The sequence below is a fragment of the Serratia sp. CY38905 genome, from assembly GCF_052168875.1.
Taxonomy (GTDB): Bacteria; Pseudomonadota; Gammaproteobacteria; order Enterobacterales; family Enterobacteriaceae; genus Serratia; species Serratia sarumanii.
The window spans coordinates 1-24272 of record NZ_JBJNLV010000010.1 but is presented as its reverse complement, the minus strand read 5'-3'; the positions used below and the strand labels follow the sequence as shown (position 1 = coordinate 24272).

At 61.2% G+C, this 24272-nt stretch carries 13 protein-coding genes and 1 rRNA gene; 6 read left to right on the top strand and 8 right to left on the bottom strand.

Going from position 1 to position 24272, the window contains the following annotated elements; translation table 11 throughout:
- Positions 1–14 precede the first annotated feature (14 nt).
- Positions 15–221: an MbtH family protein gene (locus tag ACJ8MK_RS18940; RefSeq protein WP_033636748.1), complete on the bottom strand. Its 207-nt coding sequence runs from the start codon at positions 219–221 to the stop codon at positions 15–17.
- Entirely contained in the window at positions 196–1569 is a 1374-nt protein-coding gene (gene fes, locus ACJ8MK_RS18935; RefSeq protein ID WP_072265060.1) for an enterochelin esterase, read from the bottom strand. Before fes ends, ACJ8MK_RS18940 begins: the two co-directional genes overlap by 26 nt.
- A 284-nt stretch (positions 1570–1853) precedes the next feature.
- Between fes and ACJ8MK_RS18930 the strand changes: the two genes are divergently transcribed.
- On the top strand, positions 1854–4130 hold the full coding sequence (locus ACJ8MK_RS18930) for a TonB-dependent siderophore receptor (RefSeq protein WP_041037534.1): 2277 nt from the start codon (positions 1854–1856) through the stop codon (positions 4128–4130).
- A 58-nt stretch (positions 4131–4188) separates the two neighbouring features.
- Here ACJ8MK_RS18930 and ACJ8MK_RS18925 read toward each other — a convergent pair whose 3' ends face one another.
- The 3 genes from ACJ8MK_RS18925 to ACJ8MK_RS18915 form a co-directional block, all read right to left on the bottom strand.
- Positions 4189–5421 (bottom strand): YncE family protein, encoded by a 1233-nt coding sequence (locus ACJ8MK_RS18925; RefSeq protein ID WP_033636746.1) that lies wholly within the window; start codon positions 5419–5421, stop codon positions 4189–4191.
- Positions 5422–5468: 47 nt separating this feature from the next.
- A complete protein-coding gene (locus ACJ8MK_RS18920) occupies positions 5469–8378 on the bottom strand; it encodes a condensation domain-containing protein (protein WP_103829845.1) in 2910 nt (969 codons plus the stop codon).
- Between the two features lie 78 nt (positions 8379–8456).
- The gene (locus ACJ8MK_RS18915; protein ID WP_033636744.1) at positions 8457–10550 is read right to left on the bottom strand and encodes a TonB-dependent receptor; all 2094 of its coding nucleotides are present in this window, start codon (positions 10548–10550) and stop codon (positions 8457–8459) included.
- Between the two features lie 534 nt (positions 10551–11084).
- Between ACJ8MK_RS18915 and ACJ8MK_RS18910 the strand changes: the two genes are divergently transcribed.
- Both ACJ8MK_RS18910 and ACJ8MK_RS18905 read left to right on the top strand, forming a co-directional pair.
- A complete protein-coding gene (locus ACJ8MK_RS18910) occupies positions 11085–12695 on the top strand; it encodes a condensation domain-containing protein (RefSeq protein WP_334283074.1) in 1611 nt (536 codons plus the stop codon).
- A gap of 64 nt (positions 12696–12759) precedes the next feature.
- Positions 12760–15855: an amino acid adenylation domain-containing protein gene (locus ACJ8MK_RS18905; protein WP_334283075.1), complete on the top strand. Its 3096-nt coding sequence runs from the start codon at positions 12760–12762 to the stop codon at positions 15853–15855.
- Between the two features lie 42 nt (positions 15856–15897).
- Here the strand turns inward: ACJ8MK_RS18905 and ACJ8MK_RS18900 are convergent, their stop codons facing one another.
- A complete protein-coding gene (locus ACJ8MK_RS18900) occupies positions 15898–17241 on the bottom strand; it encodes a condensation domain-containing protein (RefSeq protein WP_334283076.1) in 1344 nt (447 codons plus the stop codon).
- A gap of 273 nt (positions 17242–17514) precedes the next feature.
- On the bottom strand, positions 17515–18831 hold the full coding sequence (gene gltP / locus ACJ8MK_RS18895) for a glutamate/aspartate:proton symporter GltP (RefSeq protein ID WP_015376334.1): 1317 nt from the start codon (positions 18829–18831) through the stop codon (positions 17515–17517).
- A 901-nt stretch (positions 18832–19732) separates the two neighbouring features.
- Between gltP and acs the strand changes: the two genes are divergently transcribed.
- The 3 genes from acs (at position 19733) to actP (ending at position 23743) form a co-directional block, all read left to right on the top strand.
- On the top strand, positions 19733–21691 hold the full coding sequence (acs, locus tag ACJ8MK_RS18890; protein ID WP_033649947.1) for an acetate--CoA ligase: 1959 nt from the start codon (positions 19733–19735) through the stop codon (positions 21689–21691).
- Positions 21692–21782: 91 nt separating this feature from the next.
- On the top strand, positions 21783–22094 hold the full coding sequence (locus tag ACJ8MK_RS18885; protein ID WP_004930047.1) for a DUF485 domain-containing protein: 312 nt from the start codon (positions 21783–21785) through the stop codon (positions 22092–22094).
- Entirely contained in the window at positions 22091–23743 is a 1653-nt protein-coding gene (actP, locus tag ACJ8MK_RS18880) for a cation/acetate symporter ActP (RefSeq protein ID WP_041037522.1), read from the top strand. Before ACJ8MK_RS18885 ends, actP begins: the two co-directional genes overlap by 4 nt.
- 420 nt (positions 23744–24163) lie before the next feature.
- On the opposite strand, the gene rrf is transcribed toward actP, so the two are convergent.
- Positions 24164–24272, bottom strand: a 5S ribosomal RNA gene (gene rrf / locus ACJ8MK_RS18875); the annotation flags it as partial.

The following is a 24272-nucleotide window of genomic DNA, read 5'->3' as shown; positions in this document are numbered from 1 at the left end:
TTACCTGGCGCCGGTCACGCCTTGCTTGCTGCGACCGGCAGAATGTCTTGCCAATGCTGTTCCAGCCACTCGGTGCACGCGGTGCGCGCCGCCGGGCCGAAGACGATCGTCCAATCGGACGGAATGGCGCGGAAATCCGGCCACAAACTGTATTGTTGTTGTACGTTGCGCAGCACCAAGCTGCGCTGCTGTTGATCATCGAACGGATTCAGGCTTTCCATCATGTGTTCCTCGTGCCGTCGCCGATGCCGGATAAGCGGTGGCGAAAGCGGAGGCCCAGACCGCCTGCAGCCCGTCGGTCAGGCCGCTGCGCCAGCACAGCGCGTCGTGCCCGCCTTCCACCACCCGGTAGTGCACCCGATGGCCGGCGTCGCTCAGGCGAGCCGCCATTTCGCCGCTGACCCGATGCACCAGCTTTTCCTGCGAACCGGCTTCCATAAATACCTTCAGCGCACCGTGGTTGCCCAGGCCATGCCGTTCCACCTGCTGCATCAGCCAGCAGGCGTCGTCGGGGATGCTCGGCAGCTGCAGCATGTCGCGCCGCGGCCACCAGTAGGAACCGGACTGGGTGATCACCGCACCGAAACGCTGCGGCCAGCGCAGCCCGGCATACAGGGAGGCCAGGCCGCCAAAGCTTTGCCCCGCCACCACCGTATCGGCCGGTTTGTCGCTGTGCGGCGCCCAGTCGGCCAGCTGCGGCATCAGTTCTTCCTGCACCGCCAGCCAGAAATCGTCCTTGCAGGTTAATTCTCGCGCCCGGTGCGGCAGATCGATGATGTCGATCAACACATACACCGCTTCCGGCAACGCTCCCTCGCGGGTCAGCTGCATCAGCGGCTCCCAGACCGGCATCTGCTTCGCCCAGAACTGACCGTCAAGCAGGATAGCCAACGGGCGCTCGGCCGGCTTGCTGTCGCCGGTGGTGTAGATCCAGACGTCGCGGCTGTTGCCCAGGCGCTCGCTCTGCCAGGTATGGCGCTGCAAACGCGCCGGCAGCGGCGGCGTGCAACGCCCGCTGGCGATCTCATACTCGTCGAACGAACGCCATACCGGCTGCGGCGGCGCATCCGGCATGTGCAGGCCGGAGACGCTGTGGCCGCTGGCGCTTTGCCAGGAGCGATACGGGTTGAGCAGATCGGGGGTGGCGCTGGCGAACACCTGGTGCCACCAGTGGCGCAGGTTGTGCATATTGGCGTGCGCATCGTCGCCGCTGAACGCCGGCGGCCGCTCGTCAAAGCAGGGAATAAAGCAGTAGCTGCCGCGCCAGGCGCCGCTCAGCTCGGTCTGCCAGTACCACACGTCGGTGCCGGCCAGACGCTGCAGGCTTTGCGGCGGATTCGGCTGGTGATGGTCGGTCAGGCAGTTGATGTTGATCCACACGCGGCGGTAGGCGGAGGTCAATTCGCATCCCTGAGGATCGCGCCAGAAAAAGGTGGTTCGCCAGCGGCCATTACCCGCCGGTTCTACCCATGGCGTACCGCGCCGTGCCACCGTCAACCACCATCCTGGACTGCCCGCATTGCTGCTGGCCAATAATCTGCTGCTTTCTGACTGTAGTTCTGTATTCACAACGCCTACCCATTTTGTAGTTGGCGGCACCGGGAACGTCGACTTTTCCCTATCGCCGGCCACCGCCCGAACGCACTGTACGCCAAATACTATTGATAATAATTTGCATTTGCAATAGTGTGTAAGGCTTGGAGATCGTGCTGGTATTGCGCGCAACGGACAGGGATCGGGGATATATCAATGGCATCCCTTGCCGCAGCCGATTTTCTATTTCCGACTACACAAAAACTACAACCGCCCTTCCCCCCGTTCGGCGAGGGATGGCAGCAAGGTAGGACACTCAGATGAAAAGCAAGCTATCACGTTATTCTTTAGCCACTCTTATCGGCTTGGGATTGGGCGCGTCCGCGTTCGCCAACGCCGCGCAGCAGACCGACACCCCCACCACGGAAGAAAACAGCGGCGCCGCGGATAAAAAGCCGCGCGGCGAAGACACCATCGTCGTGACCGCCGCCCGGCAGAACCTGCAGGCACCTGGGGTGTCCACCATCACCGCCGATGAGATCAAGAAACGCCCGCCGGCGCGCGACATCAGCGAACTGATCCGCACCATGCCCGGGGTTAACCTGACCGGCAACTCCACCAGCGGCCAGCGCGGCAACAACCGCCAGATCGATATCCGCGGCATGGGCCCGGAAAACACCCTGATTCTGATCGACGGCAAACCGGCCTCCAGCCGCAACTCGGTGCGTCAGGGCTGGCGCGGCGAGCGCGACTCGCGCGGCGATACCGCCTGGGTACCGCCGGAAATGATCGAGCGCATCGAAGTGCTGCGCGGCCCTGCCGCGGCGCGCTACGGCAACGGCGCCGCGGGCGGCGTGGTTAACATCATCACCAAGAAGGCCGGCGATGCGCTGCACGGCTCGCTGAACGGCTACTTCAACGTGCCGCAGCACAAGCAGGAAGGCGCCACCAAACGCACCGACTTCAGCCTGTCCGGCCCGTTGAGCGATTCCCTGAGCTTCCGTCTGTTCGGCGGCTACAGCAAAACGCAGGCCGACGCCTGGGATATTAACCAAGGCCATCAATCCGAGCGCACCGGCAGCTATTCCAATACTTTACCTGCCGGACGTGAAGGTGTGGTCGATAAAAATATCGACGCCCTGCTGCACTGGGACTTCGCTCATCTGCAGTCATTGGAGTTCGAGTACGCCTATGGCCGCCAGGGCAACCTGTACGCCGGCGATACCCAGAACACCAACACCAACGCCCTGGTGCAAAGCAACTACGGCAAAGAGACCAACCGCATCTACCGTGAAACCTTCGGCCTGACCCACCGCGGCGCCTGGGACAACGGCGTGAGCACCAACAACTACGTGCAGTTTGAGCGCACCCGCAACACCCGCCTGAACGAAGGGTTGGCCGGCGGCACCGAAGGCATCTTCGACACCAATAACACCGGCTTCGGCACCATCAAGCTGGACGACTTCCTGGCGCACAGCGAAGTCAGCGTGCCGTTTGAGCTGGGCGTCGCCCAGACCGCCACGCTGGGCACCGAGTGGTCTCAGCAACGGATGAAAGACGGCACCTCCACCAGCCAGTCTCTCACCGAAGGTGGAGTGATCCCAGGAGTGGACAGCACTAACCGTAGTCCTTATTCCTCCGCACATATCTTCTCGCTGTTCGCCGAAGACAATATCGAGCTGACCGACACCACCATGCTGACGCCGGGCCTGCGCTACGATCTGCACTCCGAATCCGGCAACAACTGGAGCCCGGCGCTGAACCTGTCGCAGGAACTGGGCGACTACTTCACGCTTAAGATGGGTATCGCACGCTCCTACAAAGCGCCCAATCTGTTCCAGAACAACGGTAACTATATCCTGTACAGCCGTGGTCAAGGTTGTGCAGCCAGTGCTGGTGCTTGCTATCTGATGGGCAACGACGATTTGAAAGCGGAAACCAGCGTTAACAAAGAGATCGGGCTGGAGTTCCATAACGACGGCTGGCTGGCCGGCGTGACCTACTTCCGCAACGATTACCGCAACAAAATTGAGGCTGGCTACGCGCCAATTTCCTCAAACAGTCTTAAAACCGATATCTATCAGTGGGAAAACGTGCCGAAGGCGGTGGTGCAGGGGCTGGAAGGCTCGCTGAACGTGCCGGTCAGCGAGACCGTCACCTGGAGCAACAACGCCACCTACATGATCGAGAACAAGAACAAGACCACCGGCGATTACCTGTCAGTGATCCCGAAATTCACCGTCAACTCGACCCTCAGCTGGCAGGCCACGCAGGATCTGTCGATGCAGTCCACCCTGACCTGGTACGGCCGCCAGAAGCCGAAGAAGTATAACTATAAAGGAGAGAGCGCTGTCGGCTCAGAAGCCCGCGAGGTCAGCCCTTACGCCATCGTCGGCGCCAGCGCGACCTATGACTTGACCAAAAACGTCAGCCTCACCGCCGGCATCGACAACCTGTTCGACAAACGCCAGTTCCGCGCCGGTAATGCACAAACTGTCGGTAACGCGAAAACCAACTCCTACATGTATGGCGCAGGCGCAGCCACCTATAACGAATCGGGCCGCACCTACTACATGAGCATCAACACCCACTTCTGACGACATGACCCAATGACAAAGGGGCGCCGTGGCGCCCCTTTTTTATATTTATATTCAGTTAGTTGGTGTGCAGCTGAATACGCACCACGCTTTCCGGCTTACCGGCCTTGGTGGAAGCGCCGTCGTTTTTCACCGTCACGAACAGCGCGTCGCCTTTCGGATCCAACGCCAGACTGTTAGGGTGCGGCGGCAGGTCTACGGTTTGCAGGCGCTTGAGCGTCTTGGCGTCGAACACCGTCAGCGTCCCGGCGCCGTGATCCACGCGCACGCCTTTGCGGTTGGCGACGTACAGCCGCTGGCTGCGCTCGTCGAGCAGCAGGCCGATCGGCACCTCATCCGTCAGCTCGCTGGCCAGTACCTTGCCGCTGTCCGCATCCAGCGCGAATACCCGGTGGCCGCTGCTGCGCTTCACGTAGTCGTGCCCCAGATGATGATTGCGGTAGTTATCGCGATCGATACCCTGATCGACACCCAGCAGACGATTACTCGCCGGATCATACACCAGATTCAGCAGCTGATCGGCCTGCACTTCGTGGGTGGCGGTGATCGCCAGCGTGTCGGCGTTCAGGGTGATCACCTGCCCCTGCATGTTGGAGACGAATACCCGGCGGCCCTTCTCATCCAATGTGATACCCACCGCGTTGTAGCCGAAGCCCGGGATCACTTTCTCCAGCTTGCCGGCCTTGGTATCGACCACGTATAGCACGCTGTCGACGCCGAAGCCCAGCCCCGGCAGGAACAAGCGGCCGCTTTGCGCGTCATACTTGATCTCGCGAATGCGGTACAGGTAGTCCTCGGTGATTTTGAACTTCTTCAACTCCGCCAGCAGGAAGTCCAGGCGCTTGCCGCTGATGCCCGCCTGCTTGTAGGCCTGCTCCAGCACCGCTTTGTCCAGCAGCTTGATGCTGCCCAGCGCGTGGTTGGTGGTGGTGTCCACCACCCCGACTTCGCCGTTGAAGCCCTGAGTCAGGTACAGGCGATTGCCCGCATCGTTCAGCGCCACGCCGAAGCCTTTCACCTGCAGCGGGATCTCCGCCTTGATCGCCAGGGTGTTGGGATCCAGCCGCAGCACACGGGAGCGCGCCTCTTCCTTCCAGTCCGGCGCGCTGACGAACAGCGCCTGTTGCGAGGTGCTGTAGGCCATCTCCACCACCGCCGACGACAGCGCCTCGCGCTTGATGTCCTGCGGTTTGATGCCGGCATCGTCGGCCTGCGCAGCGCCGGCGACCACCAGAGAGGCCGCCACCAGCAGCGAAAGTAACGCGCGCGGGGTTGCTAGGGTTCCAGACATCCTTTTATCTCCTTGAAAATCATGCTTTCGGTTAGAGTGAAACAACGTCATGCCTGCGGCCCGGGCGGCAGCGCCGCCAGAGCGATATCGCCAGCGATGTGCTGCGCAAACTGGGTAAAGACGTGCTGAACGCCGTCGGCGATCAGATTGGCCTGCTCCCGGCTGTAGTGATCCTGGCGGTAGGTCATCATCACCCGCAGGGATTTCGCCCCGGCCAGATCGTCTTCCATCACCTCAAACTGCAGGCCAAGCAGCGACTCGGCTTTTTCCGGCTCCACCTGGCGGTAGGCGATCGCGCTGCCGTCCTGCAGCCGGAACTCGCCGTTCAGCTTGATGCGGCTGTGGATCTGGATAAACACTTCGAACATGTGGTTCTTGCGGTCAGCGTCCACGCCGAACAACCCTTCCTCCACCAGATCGATTGGAATATCGGTGTACGGCAGCGAGCCGTTGATGGTGTTTTTCACCTGGCTGACCAACCCGGCCACCGTCAGCCCCTCGTCGAAGCGCACGCGGTGCACCACCACGGTGGTGAAGTAGCCGACGGTATCGAAGAACTCGGCGTCGTTACGGCCGGAGGTCGAGGTGCCCACCAACAGATCCGCCGGGCCGCCAAGCAGGTGCAGCGCCGAGGTAATCCCGGCATACACCACGTTGAACAGCGAAGCGTTGTTGCGGCGGGCGAGCTGATACAGGCCTTCCGCCACGGCGGGATCGACCTCGAACTCCAGCCAGCCGCCGTTGACGTCCGCCGGTGCCGGCACCGCCGGGTGGGTGGATGGCTCTTGCCGGAAGATCGGCTGGCCGACCGGCGCGCCGCGCAGCGCGTCGAGCCAGTAGTCCAGATGTTGCTGCTGCACCCCGGAGGCCCGCTGCTGCCGGGCGAAGGTGTGGAACTGCGGCGGCTGCCCGCTCCACTGCGGCGCCTGGCCGACGACGCGATGGCGGTAGGCGACGCCCAATTCATCCATCATCAGGTTGAGCGACCATTCATCCAGCACCACATGGTGGAACAGCAGCGACAGCAGCTGCTGGCCGTTGTCCGCATCGCGCAGCAGCGTGACGCGCAGCGGCAGCTCGGCGGCCAGATCGAACCGGTGCTGGCCGGCGTCGGCCAACAGGGCGGCGGCGTTGCCCGCCGGCGTCTCGTGGGAGAAGCGGAACCACTGGTACTCCGGCAGCTCGGCGGCCGGCACCACCACCTGCACCACCGCGCCCTGCTGCTCGACGAAGCGTGAACGCAGCACTGTATGGCGAGTCATGACGTCGATAAACGCCTGACGCAGCGCCGTTTCATCCACCGCATCGAAGAAGCGCAGAGAGAACGGCAGGTTGAAAATTTCGTCATGGCCGAAGGCTTCATACACCTTCCACAGCGATTCCTGCGCCAGCGACAGCGGTGCCTGCGCCCGATCATGATCGTCGGCGGTGGCCACCGCGGCATTCGGCTGCGCAACGTTCAGGCGTTTGGCATAGCCCGCCAACCCGAGCGCCGTCGGATGGCTGAACAGATCGTTAATGTTGATTTCGATCTGATGCAGGCTCAGCAAACGGCCGATCACCCGGGTGGCCACCAGCGAATGGCCGCCGCGATCGAAGAAGTCTTCATCCAGGGTCATTTCCGGCGCCACCAGCGCCTCACGGAATTCCTGCAAAATCAGCGGTGCAACGCTTTCGTCCGCGTCGCCGTTCGCCGCCGGCGCGGCCATCGCCGGGGAAACGGACTCAGCCGCCGGCAATGCGACGGCAATCCGCTGCCCGGCCAGGAAGGCGCTGAACTGCTCCAGCAGGAAAGGCGCCACATGCGGAGACAGGCGCGGATCGGTGACCAGCTCGAGCGTCAGCGCTTCCGCCTCCGGCAACCCCAGCAGCAGCGCCAGCTCAAACGGCGTATGCAGCGGCGGCAGCAACAGGCGTTCGGCGTGAACGCCTTCCAGCCGCCACTCTGCGGCCAGATCGTCGCGCCAGGCCACCAGCAGCTGCGCCCGTTGCGGATCCGGCTGTTCAGCCACGGTTTGCGCCAGCAGCCGCTGCCCGGCGTCGCCCTCGCCATGCTGCACGGTCAGGCGCATCAGCGGCGGCGCCGTCAGGCCCAGCTCCAGGCCGACGCACTCTGCCGTATCCGCCGCCGGCACGCACAGCTGCACCGCTTGGCCGCCGGCCTGCGCGGCGACGAACTCGGCAAACCGCGCCGCCACCGCCGCCAGCAGCGCCCGCGGCGTGTCGTTGGCGGGCAACAGCGAGCGCGCAATGCGCGTGACCACGCGCGCGCCCACCGGCGGTAAGGCTTCAGCGCGCTGCGCCGGGCTGCGATAATCCTGCAGTGAGACCGCCTGGCGCACCCACGGCAGCTGCGGCTCCGGAGTTTCCGCCAGCTCGACCGGCTCCGCCGCGAAAGGCAGAGGCATCGCGTCCCCGTTATAACGGGCGGACAGCATCGCCGGCAGATGACGCCACGGCAGCGTTTCCGCCAGGATGTCATGCAAGACCACGCCCAAAATCACGTTATCGCCCGGCGTGAGCAACACCAGGCAGCGCAGCGGCGCTTCGCTTTCCAGTACAAACGGCGTTGCCTGCGCTTGCAGCAGGCGACAAATGGCCTGTTGTTCGTCCGCCACCTGACGAAGGCTCAACGGCAACGGCGCCGAGCCGGCGGGGCGTTTCACCAGGCCGTTTTCGTCATCAAAAACGTAGCGCACGTCCACGCCCGGCGTTTCCCGCACCAGCGCCTGCAGCGCCGCCGTCAATTGGGCGATATCCACATCCCCCGTCAAACGCCAAGCCAACGCCCGCTGCCCGCGTGCGTCACCCTGCTGCAGATGGGCAAACCATGCCCGCTCTTCGGCTTCGCTCACCGGCCGCTCGCCGCTCGCCGACGCCGCGCCCAGCGCCTGAAACGCGCTCTCCAGCCGCTGGGCCTCTTCATCGCTCAGAATGCTGTCAAAATCACCGATCACTGCGTTATCTCCTCTGCCCGGCCGTGCCGGGATAGCGCATAAAACGGGGGACATTCGTCCCCCGTCATCACGATAGCGTTAGAAATTCAGCTCAACCGCCGCGCCGACCAGGCGGCCTCGCTGCAGGGTCGCCGTGTAGATGTCATTACTTCTGACCATCTCGCGGCGGTCGGAATCAAACAGGTTTTTCGCATACAGCGTGGCGCGGCCGTAGTCGAAGGTGTAAGCCAGCTGGGCGTTGGCCGTCCAATAGGAGCCGATACGCCCGCGCGAATCGTTGTCATACGCCGAGTAATAGGAGTCCGAGAACGCCACGTTGCTGCTCAGCTCCCACCCTTTCAGGAACTGATATTTGGCGCCCATATTGGCGGTGTAAGCCGGTGCGCGCGCCAGCTCATGCCCTTCCACGCCGCTGCCCGAGAATTTCTTGATGTCGGTTTTCAGCAGGCCGAGGTTGCCGAACAGTTCAAAGTCCCAACGCGGCTGCCAGGTGGCGCCGATTTCCGCGCCGTAGGTTTCCACCTTGTCGGCGTTGCGGATCACGCTGGAGTTCTCACCCAACGAGTACGGCAGCTGCATGTCTTTGTAATCGTTGTAGAAGATGTTACCCGTCAGCACCACGTTGGCGTCTTTCAGGTGATGGCGGGTGTACAGCTCATAGTTCCACACATACTCGGAACCGTAGGTATAGCTGACCACCGGCGTGCCGATCGTGATGCCGCCGCCGCCGGCGTTATAGCCGCGCGCGATCTTGGCGCCGTAGGTTTGGGTATCCGTCGGTTTCCAGGCCACGTCCAGCTTCGGCAGGAACACGGTGTAGGTTTCATCGAAGTCGATACGCACCGCCTGACTGCCGCCGTCGCGGCGGCGGTGTTCGCGTTCCAGACGGCTGGCGGCGGTCACGTCCACCTGCGGCGTCAGCGCATAGGTCAGCTCAGCGAACGCCGAATGGGTATCGGTTTTATCCTTGAAGGTCGATCCGCCGAAGATGTTGACGAACTCATCCTGCGTACCGTGGAAATAACGCAGCCCAGCCAGCCCGTGCAGGCGGCTGTCCGCGCCGCCGAAGCGCACCACCGGCTCTACGTGAACTTCCTGGCCGTCAATCTCGGCGTATTGGATGTTGTAAGCGGTAGGACGGTTGATGTTGAAATCGGTATAGATAACGCGGTTTTCCAACGTCAGCGCATCGGAGGCCTCCCAGGCCAGATCCCAGATGGTGCTGTTCATGTTGCTTTTGAACACGGCGCGGCGCGGATCGTGGCGCGGATTGGTTGGGTGCGGCTGCGGGTTGAGGCTTTCGTTCTGTGGTGCGGTGCTGCCGAAATGGTTAAAGGTCAGTTTGGTAGTCAGGTCGCGCAAGCCGGCCGGATTGAACAACAGCTTGGCGCGGGCGGTGGTGGCTTCCACTTCTCGCGGATCGCCCACCGGCGCATAGGCCGGCAGATCGGCCTCGCTGCGGCGGCGCTGGCGATCGACGCTGACGCGGAACGCCAGCTGATCTTCCACCAGCGGGCCGGACGCCATGGCGGCCAGTTGCGAAGAGTGTTGGTTGCCGGCGCCGCCCTTGAAGGCGCTTTCCCACTCGAAGGTCGGATCTTTACTGGCCATGACGATGGCGCCGGCGATGGCGTTGCGCCCCTGAATGTAGCTTTGCGGGCCGAGGAACACTTCGACGCGATCCAGATCCCACAGCGACTGCGGGCCGAACGCCTGTTCGTTATAGGTCAGCGAACGGCCGTCCAACGACAGGTTGAGGCGCGGGCGGGTGCCGCTGAGGAAAGCGTTGGCGCCGACGTTCGGACCGGAACCGTCGATACCGCGCACGGTCGGAAGTTCGTTGCCGATGCCCAGATCCACCACGTTGGGGGTCATGCGCAGCAGATCGGGGATCTGCACTGCGTCGGGCATCGATGCAATGCGGTTGCTGTCGAACACCTGCACGCTGGAACTGGTGTCGAAAATAGAACGTTTGACCTTCTCACCGGTAACCAGCAGCGTTTCCGCGTCCTGGTAGGTTTCGTTGCTCTTCGTTTCCGCCGCGTTGACGTTACCGATCGCCAGTGAACAAACCCCTAAAAATACGGAGGAAAACGCCCCAATGGCTTTCATCCCCGCTTTTTCCCCGTTTCCTACGCTTTCATGCCGTTGAGCCGCAAAATGCTTGCCCATAGATGTCTTCTCCTTTCATCCCAGAGGTGCACAAAATTTGATTTTTTTTACACAACCTACATCGACACTCACACAGACCATGACGCTGCGGCCTTCCCGGCCTTGCTGTTGCTTATCCCTGCGGCAAACCCATGTTTTTCGCGGCCAAACGAGCGCGGCCCCGTCCACGGCCAAGCCGCCGGCGAAGCGGCCGGCAGCTTGTATAAAAACGTAAAAGAGTGTTAAGAATGATAATATTTTGCATTTTCTAATGCAAATCATTATCAACAAAGATGAGGAGCCGAGCACGGAAACAGCCAGAAAGCCTTATATTTTTGCAGGTAAAACAAGCGCTGCAATAACAAGCAATCATTTCAATGCTAAGAATAATATAGATAAATTATTCACCTCCAAAGCCCTACCTGCCCGGCATCGCTAAAACCCCTTATAAATAGCACCTTCGCGCCAAATGGATTAAATAATAATAATTTTCATTCCTATTAACATTTGGATATATTCTTGCAGTCTCGTTGGCTGAATCAAAATGGATACCCGATGAAAGCTTTGACCACGATGCAGGCCGCCTATTGGGTAGGCCGACAGTCCGCTCCTCCCCTCGGCGGCATGGCCGCCCACCTGTATGCGGAATTCGACGGCGGCGAGCTGGATCTCGTCCGACTACGCCAGGCCGTTGATGCGCTGTACCTGCATCATCCGCTGTTGCGCCTGCGCATTACCGATGATGGCCGGCAGACGATCGCGCCTCCCGGCCCCCGGCACACCTTGCATATCGACGACTGGCAACATGCCGATGAAGCGACGCTGGCGGCCGCGCTCGCCGCCAAACGCCAGGCGAAAAGCACCCAACTGCTGCCGCTGGAGCAGGGTGTGCCCTGCGATATCAGCCTGAGCCTGTTGCCGGAAGGGCGCAGCCGCCTGCATGTCGATCTCGATATGATCGCCGGCGATGCCATGAGCTTTCGCCTGTTGATGGAAGATCTGACGGCGTTTTATCACCAGTGCCCACCGGCGCCCCCCCATGACGTGCCGCCGGCCTACTTCGACCACCTCGAACGGCGCGACGCCGACGAGGCGCTGCGCCAGCGGCGCGAACGCGGCCAGCGTTGGTGGCGTGAGCGCCTGGCGCAGGTGCCACCGGCGCCGCGCCTGCTGCGCACGCCGGACCGCTGCCGCAGCGATCGCCTGGCCATACAGCTGAATGCGGAAGAAAGCCGCGCGCTGGAGAGCGCCGCCAAACGGCACCACACCTCGCTCTCGACGCTGTTTCTCGCACTGTTCGCCCTGGCCGTCGGCCAGGGTTGGAATATGACGCGTTTCCGGCTCAACGTGCCGCTGTTCCACCGCGAGAGCGAACGGGAGGACGCGCATCGCCTCATCGGCGATTTCTCTAACCTGGTGCTGCTCGGCGTGGAGCTGAACCCGACGGAAAATCTGAGCGCCTTCTGCCGGCGCCTGATGACGCAGCTGGCGGAGCTGATCGAGCATGCGGATTACCCCGGCGTCAGCGTGATGCGCGATCTGTCGCGCCTGCACGGCAGCCTGCAGCCTTCGCCGGTGGTGTTTACCGCCGGTTTCGGCATCCGCGGCAAGACGCTGTTTTCCGAACGGGTCACCGACACCTTCGGCCATCTCGGCTGGGTCATCTCTCAGGGGCCGCAGGTGGCGCTGGATGCGCAGGTCGCCCACGTCGACGATGGCATTCTGATCAACTGGGACGTGCGGCTGGATGCGTTCCCCGAGCAGGTGCTGCCACGCCTGCTGGCCTGTTACCGGGCGCTGCTGCACTTGGCCGCGCGGCAAACGGAGGCGTTCGATCGCCCGCTGTCGCAGCTGTTGGCGCAATGCACGCCCGACGCGCTGGCGCAGCAGGCGCCGGTGCGCCAGGTGCTGCATCGGCTGCTGGCGCGGGTGGCCCCCGGGGCCGGCTTGCGCGACCACGACGATATCCGCCGGTTGGCCTTGCCGGATGCCGGGGTGAACGCGCTGCTGACGGTGCTCAACAAGTATCTGGCGGCGGCGCTGACGGCGCAGGATCTGGCGGCGCATTCCTCCCCTGCGGCGCTGGCGGCGCTGATCTGCCAACGCTCGCCCGAGGCAGGAAAGCATGCGAAAACGCTGCTCGCCGCGCTGGCGCCGCAGCACTGAGATCGGTTTCCGGGCGCGCGGCGCCCGGCTCGTTTTAATCGGTTAGCGACTATAGGGAAGTACCATGGAGACAGCATTAACCGCACTGCAGCAGGCCTATCTTCTGGGCCGCAGCGATCGATGGCCGCTCGGCGGCGTGGCGATGCACGACTTTCGCGAATACCGCGCCCGGCAGCCGGATATGCCGCGCTTTGAAGCGCGCCTGACCGAGCTGGTACAGCACTACCCGGCGTTGCGCACCTGCATCGATGTGCAGCGCGGCACGCAGCACGTACGCCCGGAGGTGACGCTGCATCTGGATCGTCACGATCTGCGCGCCCTTGATGGCGAAGCGGCGCAGCGCCAGGTCGAACAACTGCGCGAGCGTTACTCCCACCAGCGCCACGATCCGAGCCAACCGCTGTGGTGCATCGCCGTGATCCAACTTGCCGAACAGCAGGATCCGACGGGATCGCCGTACGATACGCTGATCTTTACCAGTTTCGATGCCTTGATCCTCGACGGCCAAGGGATCTCCACCGTGATCGCGCGCCTGTTCGACGATCGCCCTCTGACGCCGACCGCCGCCGCGCTGCCGCTCCCCACCGCATCGGCGGCGCAGCGCCAGGCCGACGCCGCCTACTGGCGCGAAAAGCTGCAGGATGTCACCACGCCGTCGGCGTTGCCGTGGCGCGCCCCGCTCGCCAATCTCACCTCATCGCGCTATCGCCGCGCCAGCCTGACGCTGCCGCGCGATACGATAAAACGGCTTGGCCGTCTGGGATCGCCGCATGCGCTGCTGCGCAACAGCCTGCTGTCGGCGCTGATCCTCGATACGCTGGCCCACTGGACCACCGACGGCGAGCTGTGCGTCGGCGTGCCGGTAGCGTTCCCCGCCGCCGACGGCGCTCTGGGCAACGCCTCCAGCTTCGTGGCGGTGCGCTATTCCCGCCACGGCGAAGACTTTATCCAACGCGCGCAAGCCTTACAGGACGACGTGCTCGGCGCGCTCGACCACCTGACGTTTTCCGGCGTCGATCTGGCGCGGCAGTTGCTCGGCCAAAGCCAGGGCGGCCCGGCGCTGCCGGTGATCCTGACCAACTGCCTGGGCTGGGAAACGCTGCCGGCCGAGGCGCCGGTGCGCTTCCACGACGGCCTGACCCAAACGCCGCAGGTCGCCATCGACATTCGCCTGACGCTGGACAGCGAAAAAAACCTGCAGCTGTGCGTGGACTACGCCGAGCAGGCGCTGCACGGCGAGCAGGTAGAAGCCATGCTGGCGGCACTGCAGCGACGCATCCTGCACAGCTGCCAACGGGCCGACCTGGCGATCGCGCCGCGGGACTTCATCGATCTGGCGCATTACCGCCACAACGACAGCGAAGCGAATTACGCACCTTATCCTTATTTGGCGCAGCTGGCCGAGCGGCTGTTTGGCGTACAAAACGGCGGCAACGCGCTGATCTGCGGCGAACAGACGCTGACCTACTGCGAACTGGGCCAGCGGATCGCCACGGCGATCGCCAACCTGCAGAGCCGCGGCGTGCAGCCGGGCAACGTGGTGGCGCTGTATCTACCGCGCAGCCCGGAACAGATCATCTTCAGCCTCGCCTGCGCCCTGCAGGGCGTGATCTGGGTACCTGTCGATATCAACTCGCCGCCGGAACGCACCGCCTACCTGCTGGAAAACTGCCGACCGACGCTGGTGGTGCACGGCGGCGATCTGGAGACGCCGATCGGCGTAACGCCGGCGGCCCTGCTGGCGCCGACGGATCGCGCGCCTGCGCTGCCGGATGCACAGACGTTGGCGGAACGCAGCACCAGCCAGGCCGCGAGCTACTACCTGTATACCTCCGGCACCACCGGTAAACCCAAATGCGTGGTGCTCAACAACCGCGCCACCGCCAACGTCGTCCACCAGACTCAGCAACGCTGGGCGGTCACTGCCGACGACGTCTTCATTTCCGTCACGCCGCCGCACCATGACATGTCGATGTTCGATCTGTTCGGTTCGCTGTGCGCCGGCGCCACGCTGGTACTGCCGGCGCCGCATCAGGAAAAGGACGCCATCAGCTGGAACCAGCTGGTGGAAAAGCACCGGGTCACCCTGTGGTGTTCGGTGCCCGCCATTCTGGAGATGCTGCTCACCTGCAAAACGGCCGACAGCCTGCGTTCGCTGCGCCTGGTGGCGCAAGGCGGCGACTACATCAAGCCGGCGACGGTGCAAACCCTGCGCACCCTGCGCCCGGATCTCGCGCTGTTCTCGCTCGGCGGGCCGACCGAAACCACCATCTGGAGCATCTGGCACCCGATCGCCCCGCAGGAGAGCGGCACCGTGCCTTACGGCCGCCCGCTGCCGGCCAACCGCTACTTCATCTGCCATGACGACGGCAGCCACTGCCCGGCCGGCGTGGTCGGCCGCATTCATACCGCCGGGGTCAACCTGGCGTTGGGCTATCTGGAGCAGGGGGAGCTGAAGCAACATGACTTCGTCACCCTCGAAGGGCCGGACGGGCAACCGCTGCGCGCTTTTCGCACCGGCGATCAGGGCTACTACCGTGCGGACGGCAACATCATGTTCGCCACCCGGGTGAACGGCTATGTGAAGATCCGCGGCGTGCGCGTCTCGTTGCCGGAAATCGAAGATGTGCTGCGCCGCCATCCGGCGATCCTGGATATGGTGGTGGTGGACTATCCCAGCGGAGAGAACAAAGAAGCGGCGCTCGGCGCCCTGTATCTGACCCGCGACGGCAAACCGCTGCCGCTGTCCGAGATCCGCGCCTTCGCCACCGGCTATCTGCCCTGCACCCATATTCCCACGCGCTTTATCCATGCCGAGGCGCTGCCGCTGTCCGCCAACGGCAAAACCGACCGCCATCGCATCCGCGCCGATCTGAGCCACCAGCAAACCGCGCCGGCGCTGAACGCCTGTGCGGCGCCGCCGCCGAACGCGCCTTTGGCGCGCAGCGCAGAGATCCTGACTATTTACTGGCAGGCGATCGGCGTAACGCCACGCCCGGAATGGGGGGAAGAGACGGCGTTTATCACCATGGGGCTGAAGTTGCCGCATATCAAACAGGTGGCGGAGCGCCTCAATGACGCTTTCGGCACCCGGCTGGTAAGCAGTTCGCTCCTGCCATGCAAGAACGCGCGCGAAGTGGCGGCATTGCTGGCCAACTGATGCCATAAAACTCGGGCGGGGACATCCCCCGCCCGCACTTTATCAGGCAGGCAACGCCGTCAGAACCGCCAGCGGTTGTTCCCAGGCTTCCCGCTGCAGCGCGCGCAACAGAAACTCTTGCAGCGCCTCGCCATAGTCCAGCACATCCTCCGTCGGGAACTGTTCCAGATAAATATCGATATCGACCTGCAGATCGCGGGCGTCGGTGCGGCCGCGATAAGTCAGATTAAAACCGTCGCCCGAACCGCCGGCCAATACGCGGCGGGTGCCGCTGCAGCCGGTAAACCGGGGCGCATCGAAGGGTTGCACGTTGATGAAAGGAGAAATAAAGAAGCGCGAGCCTGGCTCCACGCCGCGATCGGCGGCCAGTTGACGCAGGCGGTAGCCGGCGTGGCTGCGCAGCTCCCGCAGTTGCTGCGCCATCGTCATCAGAAAATCTCCCAGCGTCGCCGACGGGGGTGACGACACCAGCAGCGGCAGCGTGTTGACCGCCAGCGAAGGCACGTTGGTGGCAGCCTGCCCGCGGCGATTCATCGCCGGCATCCACATCGGCAGCGTATCGCCTTGTCGGGTGTCGCGCGGCATCACCTGAAACAGCCAGGCCGCCGACAGCGCCACCAGCAAGTCGGGCCAATTTATGCCGCTGCGTTCCGCCAGCTGTGCCAGCCGTTGCGATACCGCCGCCGGCAGCCGGTGGTGGGTGCTTAGACGCCGTACGCCATACTCCCTGCCGCCTTTGCGCACCGTCGGCAGCGCCTGCGACGGCGGCAGATAGCTCTGCCAAAAGCGCCGATCGCGCTCGCATCGCTCAGAATCAGCGTAGGCCAGCTCGGCCTGTTGAAAGGCGTCAAAGGCGCCCAGGGGAATACCCGCGCTGCCTTCACCCAGATAGTGCGCATATAACGCGGCGCAACGGTGTTCAATCAAGGCCATGCCGAAGCCATCAACCAGAATATGGTGCGCACGCACGTACCAGAGGTAGCGCTCCGGCCCCAGCTTGAGCAGCCAGGCGGCGGCTAGCGGCTCGCTGTGCAGCGCCCGGCGCTGCGCGATATCTTCGCGCATCAGGCTTTGCGCCGCCTGCCAGGGATCGCCGTGCGTTTGCAGATCGATGCGTTGTAATGGCGGTATGCACTGTGGATCGTGCCGTAACGGCGGAGGAGCGTCGCCACGCCGCTCACCAAAGCGCAGGGCAAACGCCTGCGTCTCGGCGAGGGTAGTGGCGATCGCCCGGCAGAGCGTCTCTTCCTCTACCGCGCCGCACAGTTCGGTGCAGTGTGCGACGGTGGACAGGGTCTGCCCGGGGTGCAAGGTGTGTTCTTCCCAGAAATCAAGCTGCGCTGGCGCCAGCGGCAACCATTCAGAGGCCAAAGCGGTGTCCGACATGTTACCTACCTTTGATAAGCCCGAATAAAGACGCCGAACGGGCGTAACCCCGCCGTTCAACGGCTTTTGCGTGTCTCCATACATCATCAAATGAAAATGATAATAACATCTATTATCATTTCTATTAATTTGGTAACACTTTAGATTCTGTTAAGCGGGGATGCAAGTCGCGCAGTAGGGCAAAGAAAAGAAAGCGGCAGGTTGAAGGGCCATAAAAACAAAACGCCCGGCACAACTGCCCGGGGCGTTTTTAACATCGGCGAGACTCGGCGATTAGGCCTGATTGGCCGGCTTCACCTTCTGCGCCAGAAACTCCGTTTCGTAGGCCAGCGCCTTCTTGCGATCGAACTGGTGCTCCCATTTGGCGATCACCAATACCGCCAACGCGTTACCCACGACGTTCAGCGCGGTGCGCGCCATATCCAGGATACGGTCCACGCCGGCGATGAACGCCAGGCCTTCCAGCGGAATGCCGACGCTGCCCAGCGTGGCCAGCAGCACCACGAACGAGACGCCCGGCACGCCGGCGATCCCTTTCGAGGTGACCATCAGCGTCAGCACCAGCACGATCTCCTGCCCCAACGACAGCTCGATGCCGTACAGCTGGGCGATAAAGATGGCGGCGATGCTCTGGTACAGCGTCGAGCCATCCAGGTTAAAGGAGTAGCCGGTCGGCACCACGAAGCTGGTGATCGACTTGGGCGCGCCGTAAGCCTCCATCTTTTCGATGATGCGCGGCAGCACCGTTTCCGAGCTGGCGGTGGAATAAGCCAGGATCAGTTCGTCTTTCAGGATGCGGATCAGCGTCCAGATGCGCAGGTTGCACAGCCGGGCGACCGCCCCCAGCACCACCAGGGCGAAGAACGCGATGGCGAAGTACACCAGCACCACCAGCTTGGCCAGCGGCAGCAGCGAAGCGAAACCGAAGTTGGCTACCGTGACCGCAATCAGGCCAAACACCCCGATCGGCGCATAGCGCATGATCATGTGGGTGACTTTGAACATGCTTTCGGACACCGCCTTGAACACCTTCAGCAGCGGCTCTTTAGTCTCTTTCGGCAACGACGACAGCCCCAGACCGAACAGCACCGAGAAGAAGATAATCGGCAACATGTCGCCCTTGGCCATCGACGAGAAGACGTTCGACGGGATCAGCGACAGAATGGTCGCCACCAGGCTGTGCGAACCGCTTTGCACCTGTTCGGTGGTTTTCTCATACTGCGAAATGTCCACCGTGGTCAGCGTCGACATATCGATGCCGTGGCCGGGTTGGAATACGTTGGCCAACGTCAACCCCACCACGATGGCAACGGTGGTGATCACTTCGAAGTAGATAATGGTTTTCAATCCGATGCGGCCCAGCTTTTTCGCATCGCCCACGCCGGCAATACCGACAATCAGCGTGGAAATAACGATCGGCACCACAATCATCTTGATCAGACGAATAAAGATATCGCCCGCCGGGCTGAGAATATTACTCACCAGCCACTCACGAGATTCGGTCTGGTTGTGCAATACCGCGCCAACAATAATACCCAGCACCAACGCGATCAGGATTTGCCAAGCCAGGCTAATTTTTACACTTTTCATACCCAAAAAGTCCTCAAAGACCCTTTTCGCCGTACAAAGTCGCAACACGGCGAAAAGAATACTTAATCATTTATTACAGGCTTATGTTAATTCAGTGGAAGCGTTCACCTGCCCTGGGTGCGACGCAGTATAAATCTGTATCATCCGGGCGGCATGCTCTGCAAGCCTTGATTTGTCAGGGTTGAGCGCTGAATCGAATAACAAAAATTTCGCGTTACTATTTCAAACAGCATAATTGCTTGTTATTAAAAACATAATTTTTCATACAATGAAGCACATAAGCACGCCGGAGACGATTTTTTGAACGCCATTAAAATGCGTTATTTTTCACCCATTCTGCATATTTAATCCGCATAAAATGTTTATATTTTGTTACTTAAAAGTCAAACAAATGAGAATTGACCGAGTGACACTTTCGGCCATAAATGCAGCGCCACTTTATATTCAGATTAAAAAACGAACGATATTGCAGAGCGAATGCCATAAGGTATCATCCGACCTTTCATCAGGAATTAAGGTTAATAAAACGTTATTTCACGATATGTCGTCCATCGTTATATGGTGTTAATACCAACTTCGAATATTAATAGCGAAAAATAATCCAAAAAGATTTATAGCGAGAAATAATTATGACCCTGCGCGTATCTATTAATATCGAGACAGTTCCCCCCCGTCTTTGTTTATTCTTTTTTGTTCTTTATATAAGTGTTTTTGGTTAAAAATGCGGGTTTATGGGGATTTAAGCACCAAAGAGATAGATATGCCCTGCAAATGCGACAGAACGATTACAAATCAATATCTTTGTTGCGTGATCTGCCGCGCAAAAAAGAAACAAAGAATCGTAGCAAACTATACTTAACCTTCAGTTGACATATCATTAACAACTTCAAGGAGAAAAGCTATGAGCCAACTGCATAAACACGCTATTCCTTCTGCAATTGCAGAACGCGCCCTGATTAATCCGGCACAATACCAAGAGTATTATCAACAGTCGGTTCAAGACCCAGAGGCTTTCTGGGGTGAGCATGGCAAAATCCTGGATTGGATCAAACCCTATACCAAAGTTAAAAATACCTCGTTCGATCCGGGCCACGTCAGCATTCGCTGGTTTGAAGACGGCACGTTGAACCTGGCGGCCAACTGTCTGGATCGCCATTTGGCCGAGCGCGGCGACCAAACCGCCATTATCTGGGAAGGCGATGACCCGACCCAATCCAAAAAAGTGACTTACAAACAGTTGCACCATGACGTCTGCCAGTTCGCCAACGTGCTGAAAAAGCTCGGCGTGAAAAAGGGCGACGTGGTGGCTATCTATATGCCGATGGTGCCGGAAGCGGCGGTCGCGATGCTGGCCTGTGCGCGCATCGGCGCCGTACATTCGGTGATCTTCGGCGGCTTCTCGCCGGAAGCGGTCGCCGGGCGCATTATCGACTCCAACGCCAAGCTGGTGATCACCGCCGATGAAGGCCTGCGCGCCGGCCGCGCCGTGCCGCTGAAAAAGAACGTCGATGATGCGCTGAAAAATCCCAGCGTGGTCAGCGTCACCAACGTGGTGGTGTTCCAACGCACCGGGAAACCGGGCTACTGGCAGGAAGGGCGCGATCTGTGGTGGCATGAGCTGATCCAGGGCGTCTCCGCCGACTGCCCGCCGGAAGAAGTGAACGCCGAAGATCCGCTGTTTATCCTGTACACCTCAGGCTCGACCGGCAAACCGAAAGGCGTGCTGCACACCACAGGCGGCTACCTGGTGTACGCCGCGATGACCTTTAAATATGTGTTTGACTACCACGACGGCGACATTTACTGGTGCACCGCCGACGTGGGCTGGGTTACCGGCCACAGCTATCTGCTGTACGGCCCGCTGGCCTGCGGCGCCACCACGCTGATGTTCGAAGGCGTGCCTAACTATCCGGGCGTCAATCGCCTGTCGCAGGTGATCGACAAGCACCAGGTCAACATTCTGTATACCGCACCAACCGCCATTCGCGCCCTGATGGCCGAAGGCGACAAGGCGATCGAAGGCACCCGACGCGATTCGCTGCGCATCATGGGCTCGGTCGGCGAGCCGATCAACCCGGAAGCCTGGGAGTGGTACTACAACAAGATAGGCAACGCAAAGTGCCCGATCGTCGACACCTGGTGGCAAACCGAAACCGGCGGCTTCATGATTACCCCGCTGCCGGGCGCCACCGAGCTGAAGGCCGGTTCCGCCACGCGGCCGTTCTTCGGCGTACAGCCGGCGCTGGTCGATAACGTCGGCACACCGCAGGAAGGCGCCTGCGAAGGCAACCTGGTGATCGTCGACTCCTGGCCGGGCCAGGCACGCACCCTGTTCGGCGATCATGACCGCTTCGAGCAAACCTACTTCTCGACCTTCAAAGGTATGTACTTCAGCGGTGACGGCGCCCGTCGCGACGAGGACGGTTACTACTGGATCACCGGCCGCGTCGACGACGTGCTGAACGTCTCCGGCCACCGTCTGGGCACCGCCGAGATCGAGTCTGCGCTGGTATCGCACCCGAAAATCGCCGAAGCGGCGGTGGTCGGCATTCCTCATAACATCAAAGGCCAGGCGATCTACGCCTACATCACGCTGAACCACGGCGAAGAACCGACGCCGGAGCTCTATACCGAAGTGCGCAACTGGGTGCGCAAAGAGATAGGGCCGATCGCCACGCCGGACGTGCTGCACTGGACAGATTCGCTGCCCAAGACGCGCTCCGGCAAGATCATGCGGCGTATCCTGCGCAAAATTGCCGCCGGCGACACCAGCAACCTGGGGGACACCTCCACGCTGGCGGATCCGGCCGTAGTCGACAAGCTGTTGGAAGAAAAACAATCAATGAAAGTGCCGTCATAATTTACGCCGCTTCAGGCCGTTCATTCGGATAACGCGCCGTTGAGCGGCCCTGGCGCGGCGTAATCTCTCAATACCGACTGGAGACACTCTGATGAATGACACCATTTATCAAGGGATTGAAGAAAACCCGCGCTTTAAAGAGCTGGTGAGAAAACGCGGCCGGTTCGCCTGGCTGCTTTCGCTGATTACGCTGGCGCTGTACGTCGGCTTTATTCTGTTGATCGCCTTCGATCCGCAATGGCTCGGCACGCCGATCGCCGCCGGATCGACCATCACCCGCGGGATCCCGGTCGGCGTCGGGCTGATCGTGATCTCTTTCGTCTTGACCGGGATCTACGTGTTTCGCGCCAACGGCGAGTTCGATCGCCTCACCGCAGAAATTCTGCGTGAGGTGAAACAATGAAGCGCTTATTCTCTGCCACCGCGCTGCTGTTGCTGCCCGGTCTGGCCTGCGCCGAAGCCATCGGCGGCGAAGTGCATCGTCAGCCGCTGAACATCCAGGCGATCGTGATGTTTATCCTGTTTGTCGGCGCCACGCTCTACATCACCTATTGGGCGTCCAAACGCACCCGTTCCCGTCAGGATTACTACACCGCGGGCGGGCGCATCACCGGCCTGCAAAACGGGCTGGCGATCGCCGGCGACTTCATGTCTGCCGCCTCGTTTCTCGGCATCTCCGCCCTGGTCTACACCTCGGGCTATGACGGCCTGATCTATTCCATCGGCTTCCTCATCGGCTGGCCGATCATTCTGTTCCTGATCGCGGAGCGCCTGCGCAACCTCGGCCGCTATACCTTTGCCGATGTCGCCTCTTACCGCCTAAAACAGAAACCGATCCGTACCCTGTCGGCCTGCGGCTCTTTGGTGGTGGTGGCGCTGTATCTGATCGCGCAGATGGTCGGCGCCGGCAAGCTGATCCAGCTGCTGTTCGGGCTCAACTACCACGTGGCGGTGATCCTGGTCGGTATCCTGATGGTGCTGTACGTGCTGTTCGGCGGCATGCTGGCCACCACCTGGGTGCAAATCATCAAGGCGGTGCTGCTGCTGTCCGGCGCCAGCTTTATGGCGCTGATGGTGATGAAGTCGGTTAACTTCGACTTCAACACCCTGTTCGCCGAAGCGGTGAAGGTGCATCCGAAAGGCATCGCCATCATGAGCCCAGGCGGCCTGGTGTCCGATCCGGTTTCCGCGCTGTCGCTCGGCCTGGCGCTGATGTTCGGCACCGCCGGTCTGCCGCACATCCTGATGCGCTTCTTCACCGTGAGTGACGCCAAGGAAGCGCGCAAGAGCGTGTTCTACGCCACCGGTTTTATCGGTTATTTCTATATCCTGACCTTTATCATCGGCTTCGGCGCCATCTTGCTGGTCAGCGCCAATCCGGCCTTCAAAGACGCCACCGGCGCGCTGCTGGGCGGCACCAACATGGCGGCGGTACACCTGGCCAATGCCGTTGGCGGCAACTTCTTCCTCGGCTTTATCTCGGCGGTGGCCTTCGCCACCATTCTGGCGGTCGTTGCAGGCCTGACGCTGGCCGGCGCCTCGGCCGTTTCCCATGACCTGTACGCCAGCGTGATGAAAAACGGCAAGGCGACCGAGCGCGACGAACTGAGAGTATCCAAGATCACCGTTGTGGTGCTAGGCATTGTCGCCATTGCCCTGGGGATCTTGTTCGAGAAGCAGAACATCGCCTTTATGGTCGGGTTGGCGTTCTCCATCGCCGCCAGCTGTAACTTCCCTATCATCATCCTGTCGATGTACTGGTCACGTTTGACCACTCGCGGCGCGATGATTGGCGGCTGGCTGGGCCTGTTGACGGCAGTGATTCTGATGATCCTCGGCCCGACGATCTGGGTGCAGATCCTCGGCCATGAAAAACCGATTTACCCTTATGAATATCCGGCGCTGTTCTCGATGATTGTCGCCTTTGTCGGTACCTGGCTATTCTCGATCACCGATAGCTCGCTGGCCGGGCAGCAAGAGCGGGAACGCTTCCGGGCTCAGTTTGTCCGTTCGCAAACCGGGTTGGGCATCTCTCAGGGCAGCTCGCATTGACCGAATAATAAGTGAAAAAAGCAAACACACCCTAATCAAAGGCCCTTCGGGGCCTTTTCTCTGGCTGTTTTGTCGGAGAAACAGCGCAGCATAGCTGCGCTTTTTTCCGTTTTACGCATAGCAAAAAGCCCTGAACGTCAGTTCAGGGCTTTCGGCTTAATTTGATGCCTGGCAGTTTATGGCGGGCGTCCTGCCCGCCCCCCTTCGGGCCGTTGCTTCGCAACGTTCAAATCCGCTCCCGGCGGATTTGTCCTACACAATTCGTCTCATCCTGAGACTCTCCCCTCCGGGGCCGCCGCGAGCGGCGTTAAGGCCCGTTCCCGACGGGCCTTTCGCATGCCCATGCTCGTGCAGAACGCCAGATAACAGACAAAACAAAAAGCCCCATGCTTTCGCATGAGGCTTGTTGTTTTATTTGATGCCTGGCAGTGTCCTACTCTCGCATGGGGAGACCCCACACTACCATCGGCGCTACGGCGTTTCACTTCTGAGTTCGGCATGGGGTCAGGTGGGACCACCGCGCTATTGC

Bases quoted from the DNA above. Each gene is read 5' to 3' on its own strand.
- ACJ8MK_RS18940 (WP_033636748.1), bottom strand. From the start codon at position 221: ATGGAAAGCCTGAATCCGTTCGATGATCAACAGCAGCGCAGCTTGGTG.
- ACJ8MK_RS18930 (WP_041037534.1), top strand. From the start codon at position 1,854: ATGAAAAGCAAGCTATCACGTTATTCTTTAGCCACTCTTATCGGCTTG.
- ACJ8MK_RS18925 (WP_033636746.1), bottom strand. From the start codon at position 5,421: ATGTCTGGAACCCTAGCAACCCCGCGCGCGTTACTTTCGCTGCTGGTG.
- ACJ8MK_RS18915 (WP_033636744.1), bottom strand. From the start codon at position 10,550: ATGGGCAAGCATTTTGCGGCTCAACGGCATGAAAGCGTAGGAAACGGG.
- ACJ8MK_RS18910 (WP_334283074.1), top strand. From the start codon at position 11,085: ATGAAAGCTTTGACCACGATGCAGGCCGCCTATTGGGTAGGCCGACAG.
- ACJ8MK_RS18905 (WP_334283075.1), top strand. From the start codon at position 12,760: ATGGAGACAGCATTAACCGCACTGCAGCAGGCCTATCTTCTGGGCCGC.
- ACJ8MK_RS18900 (WP_334283076.1), bottom strand. From the start codon at position 17,241: ATGTCGGACACCGCTTTGGCCTCTGAATGGTTGCCGCTGGCGCCAGCG.
- gltP (WP_015376334.1), bottom strand. From the start codon at position 18,831: ATGAAAAGTGTAAAAATTAGCCTGGCTTGGCAAATCCTGATCGCGTTG.
- acs (WP_033649947.1), top strand. From the start codon at position 19,733: ATGAGCCAACTGCATAAACACGCTATTCCTTCTGCAATTGCAGAACGC.
- ACJ8MK_RS18885 (WP_004930047.1), top strand. From the start codon at position 21,783: ATGAATGACACCATTTATCAAGGGATTGAAGAAAACCCGCGCTTTAAA.
- actP (WP_041037522.1), top strand. From the start codon at position 22,091: ATGAAGCGCTTATTCTCTGCCACCGCGCTGCTGTTGCTGCCCGGTCTG.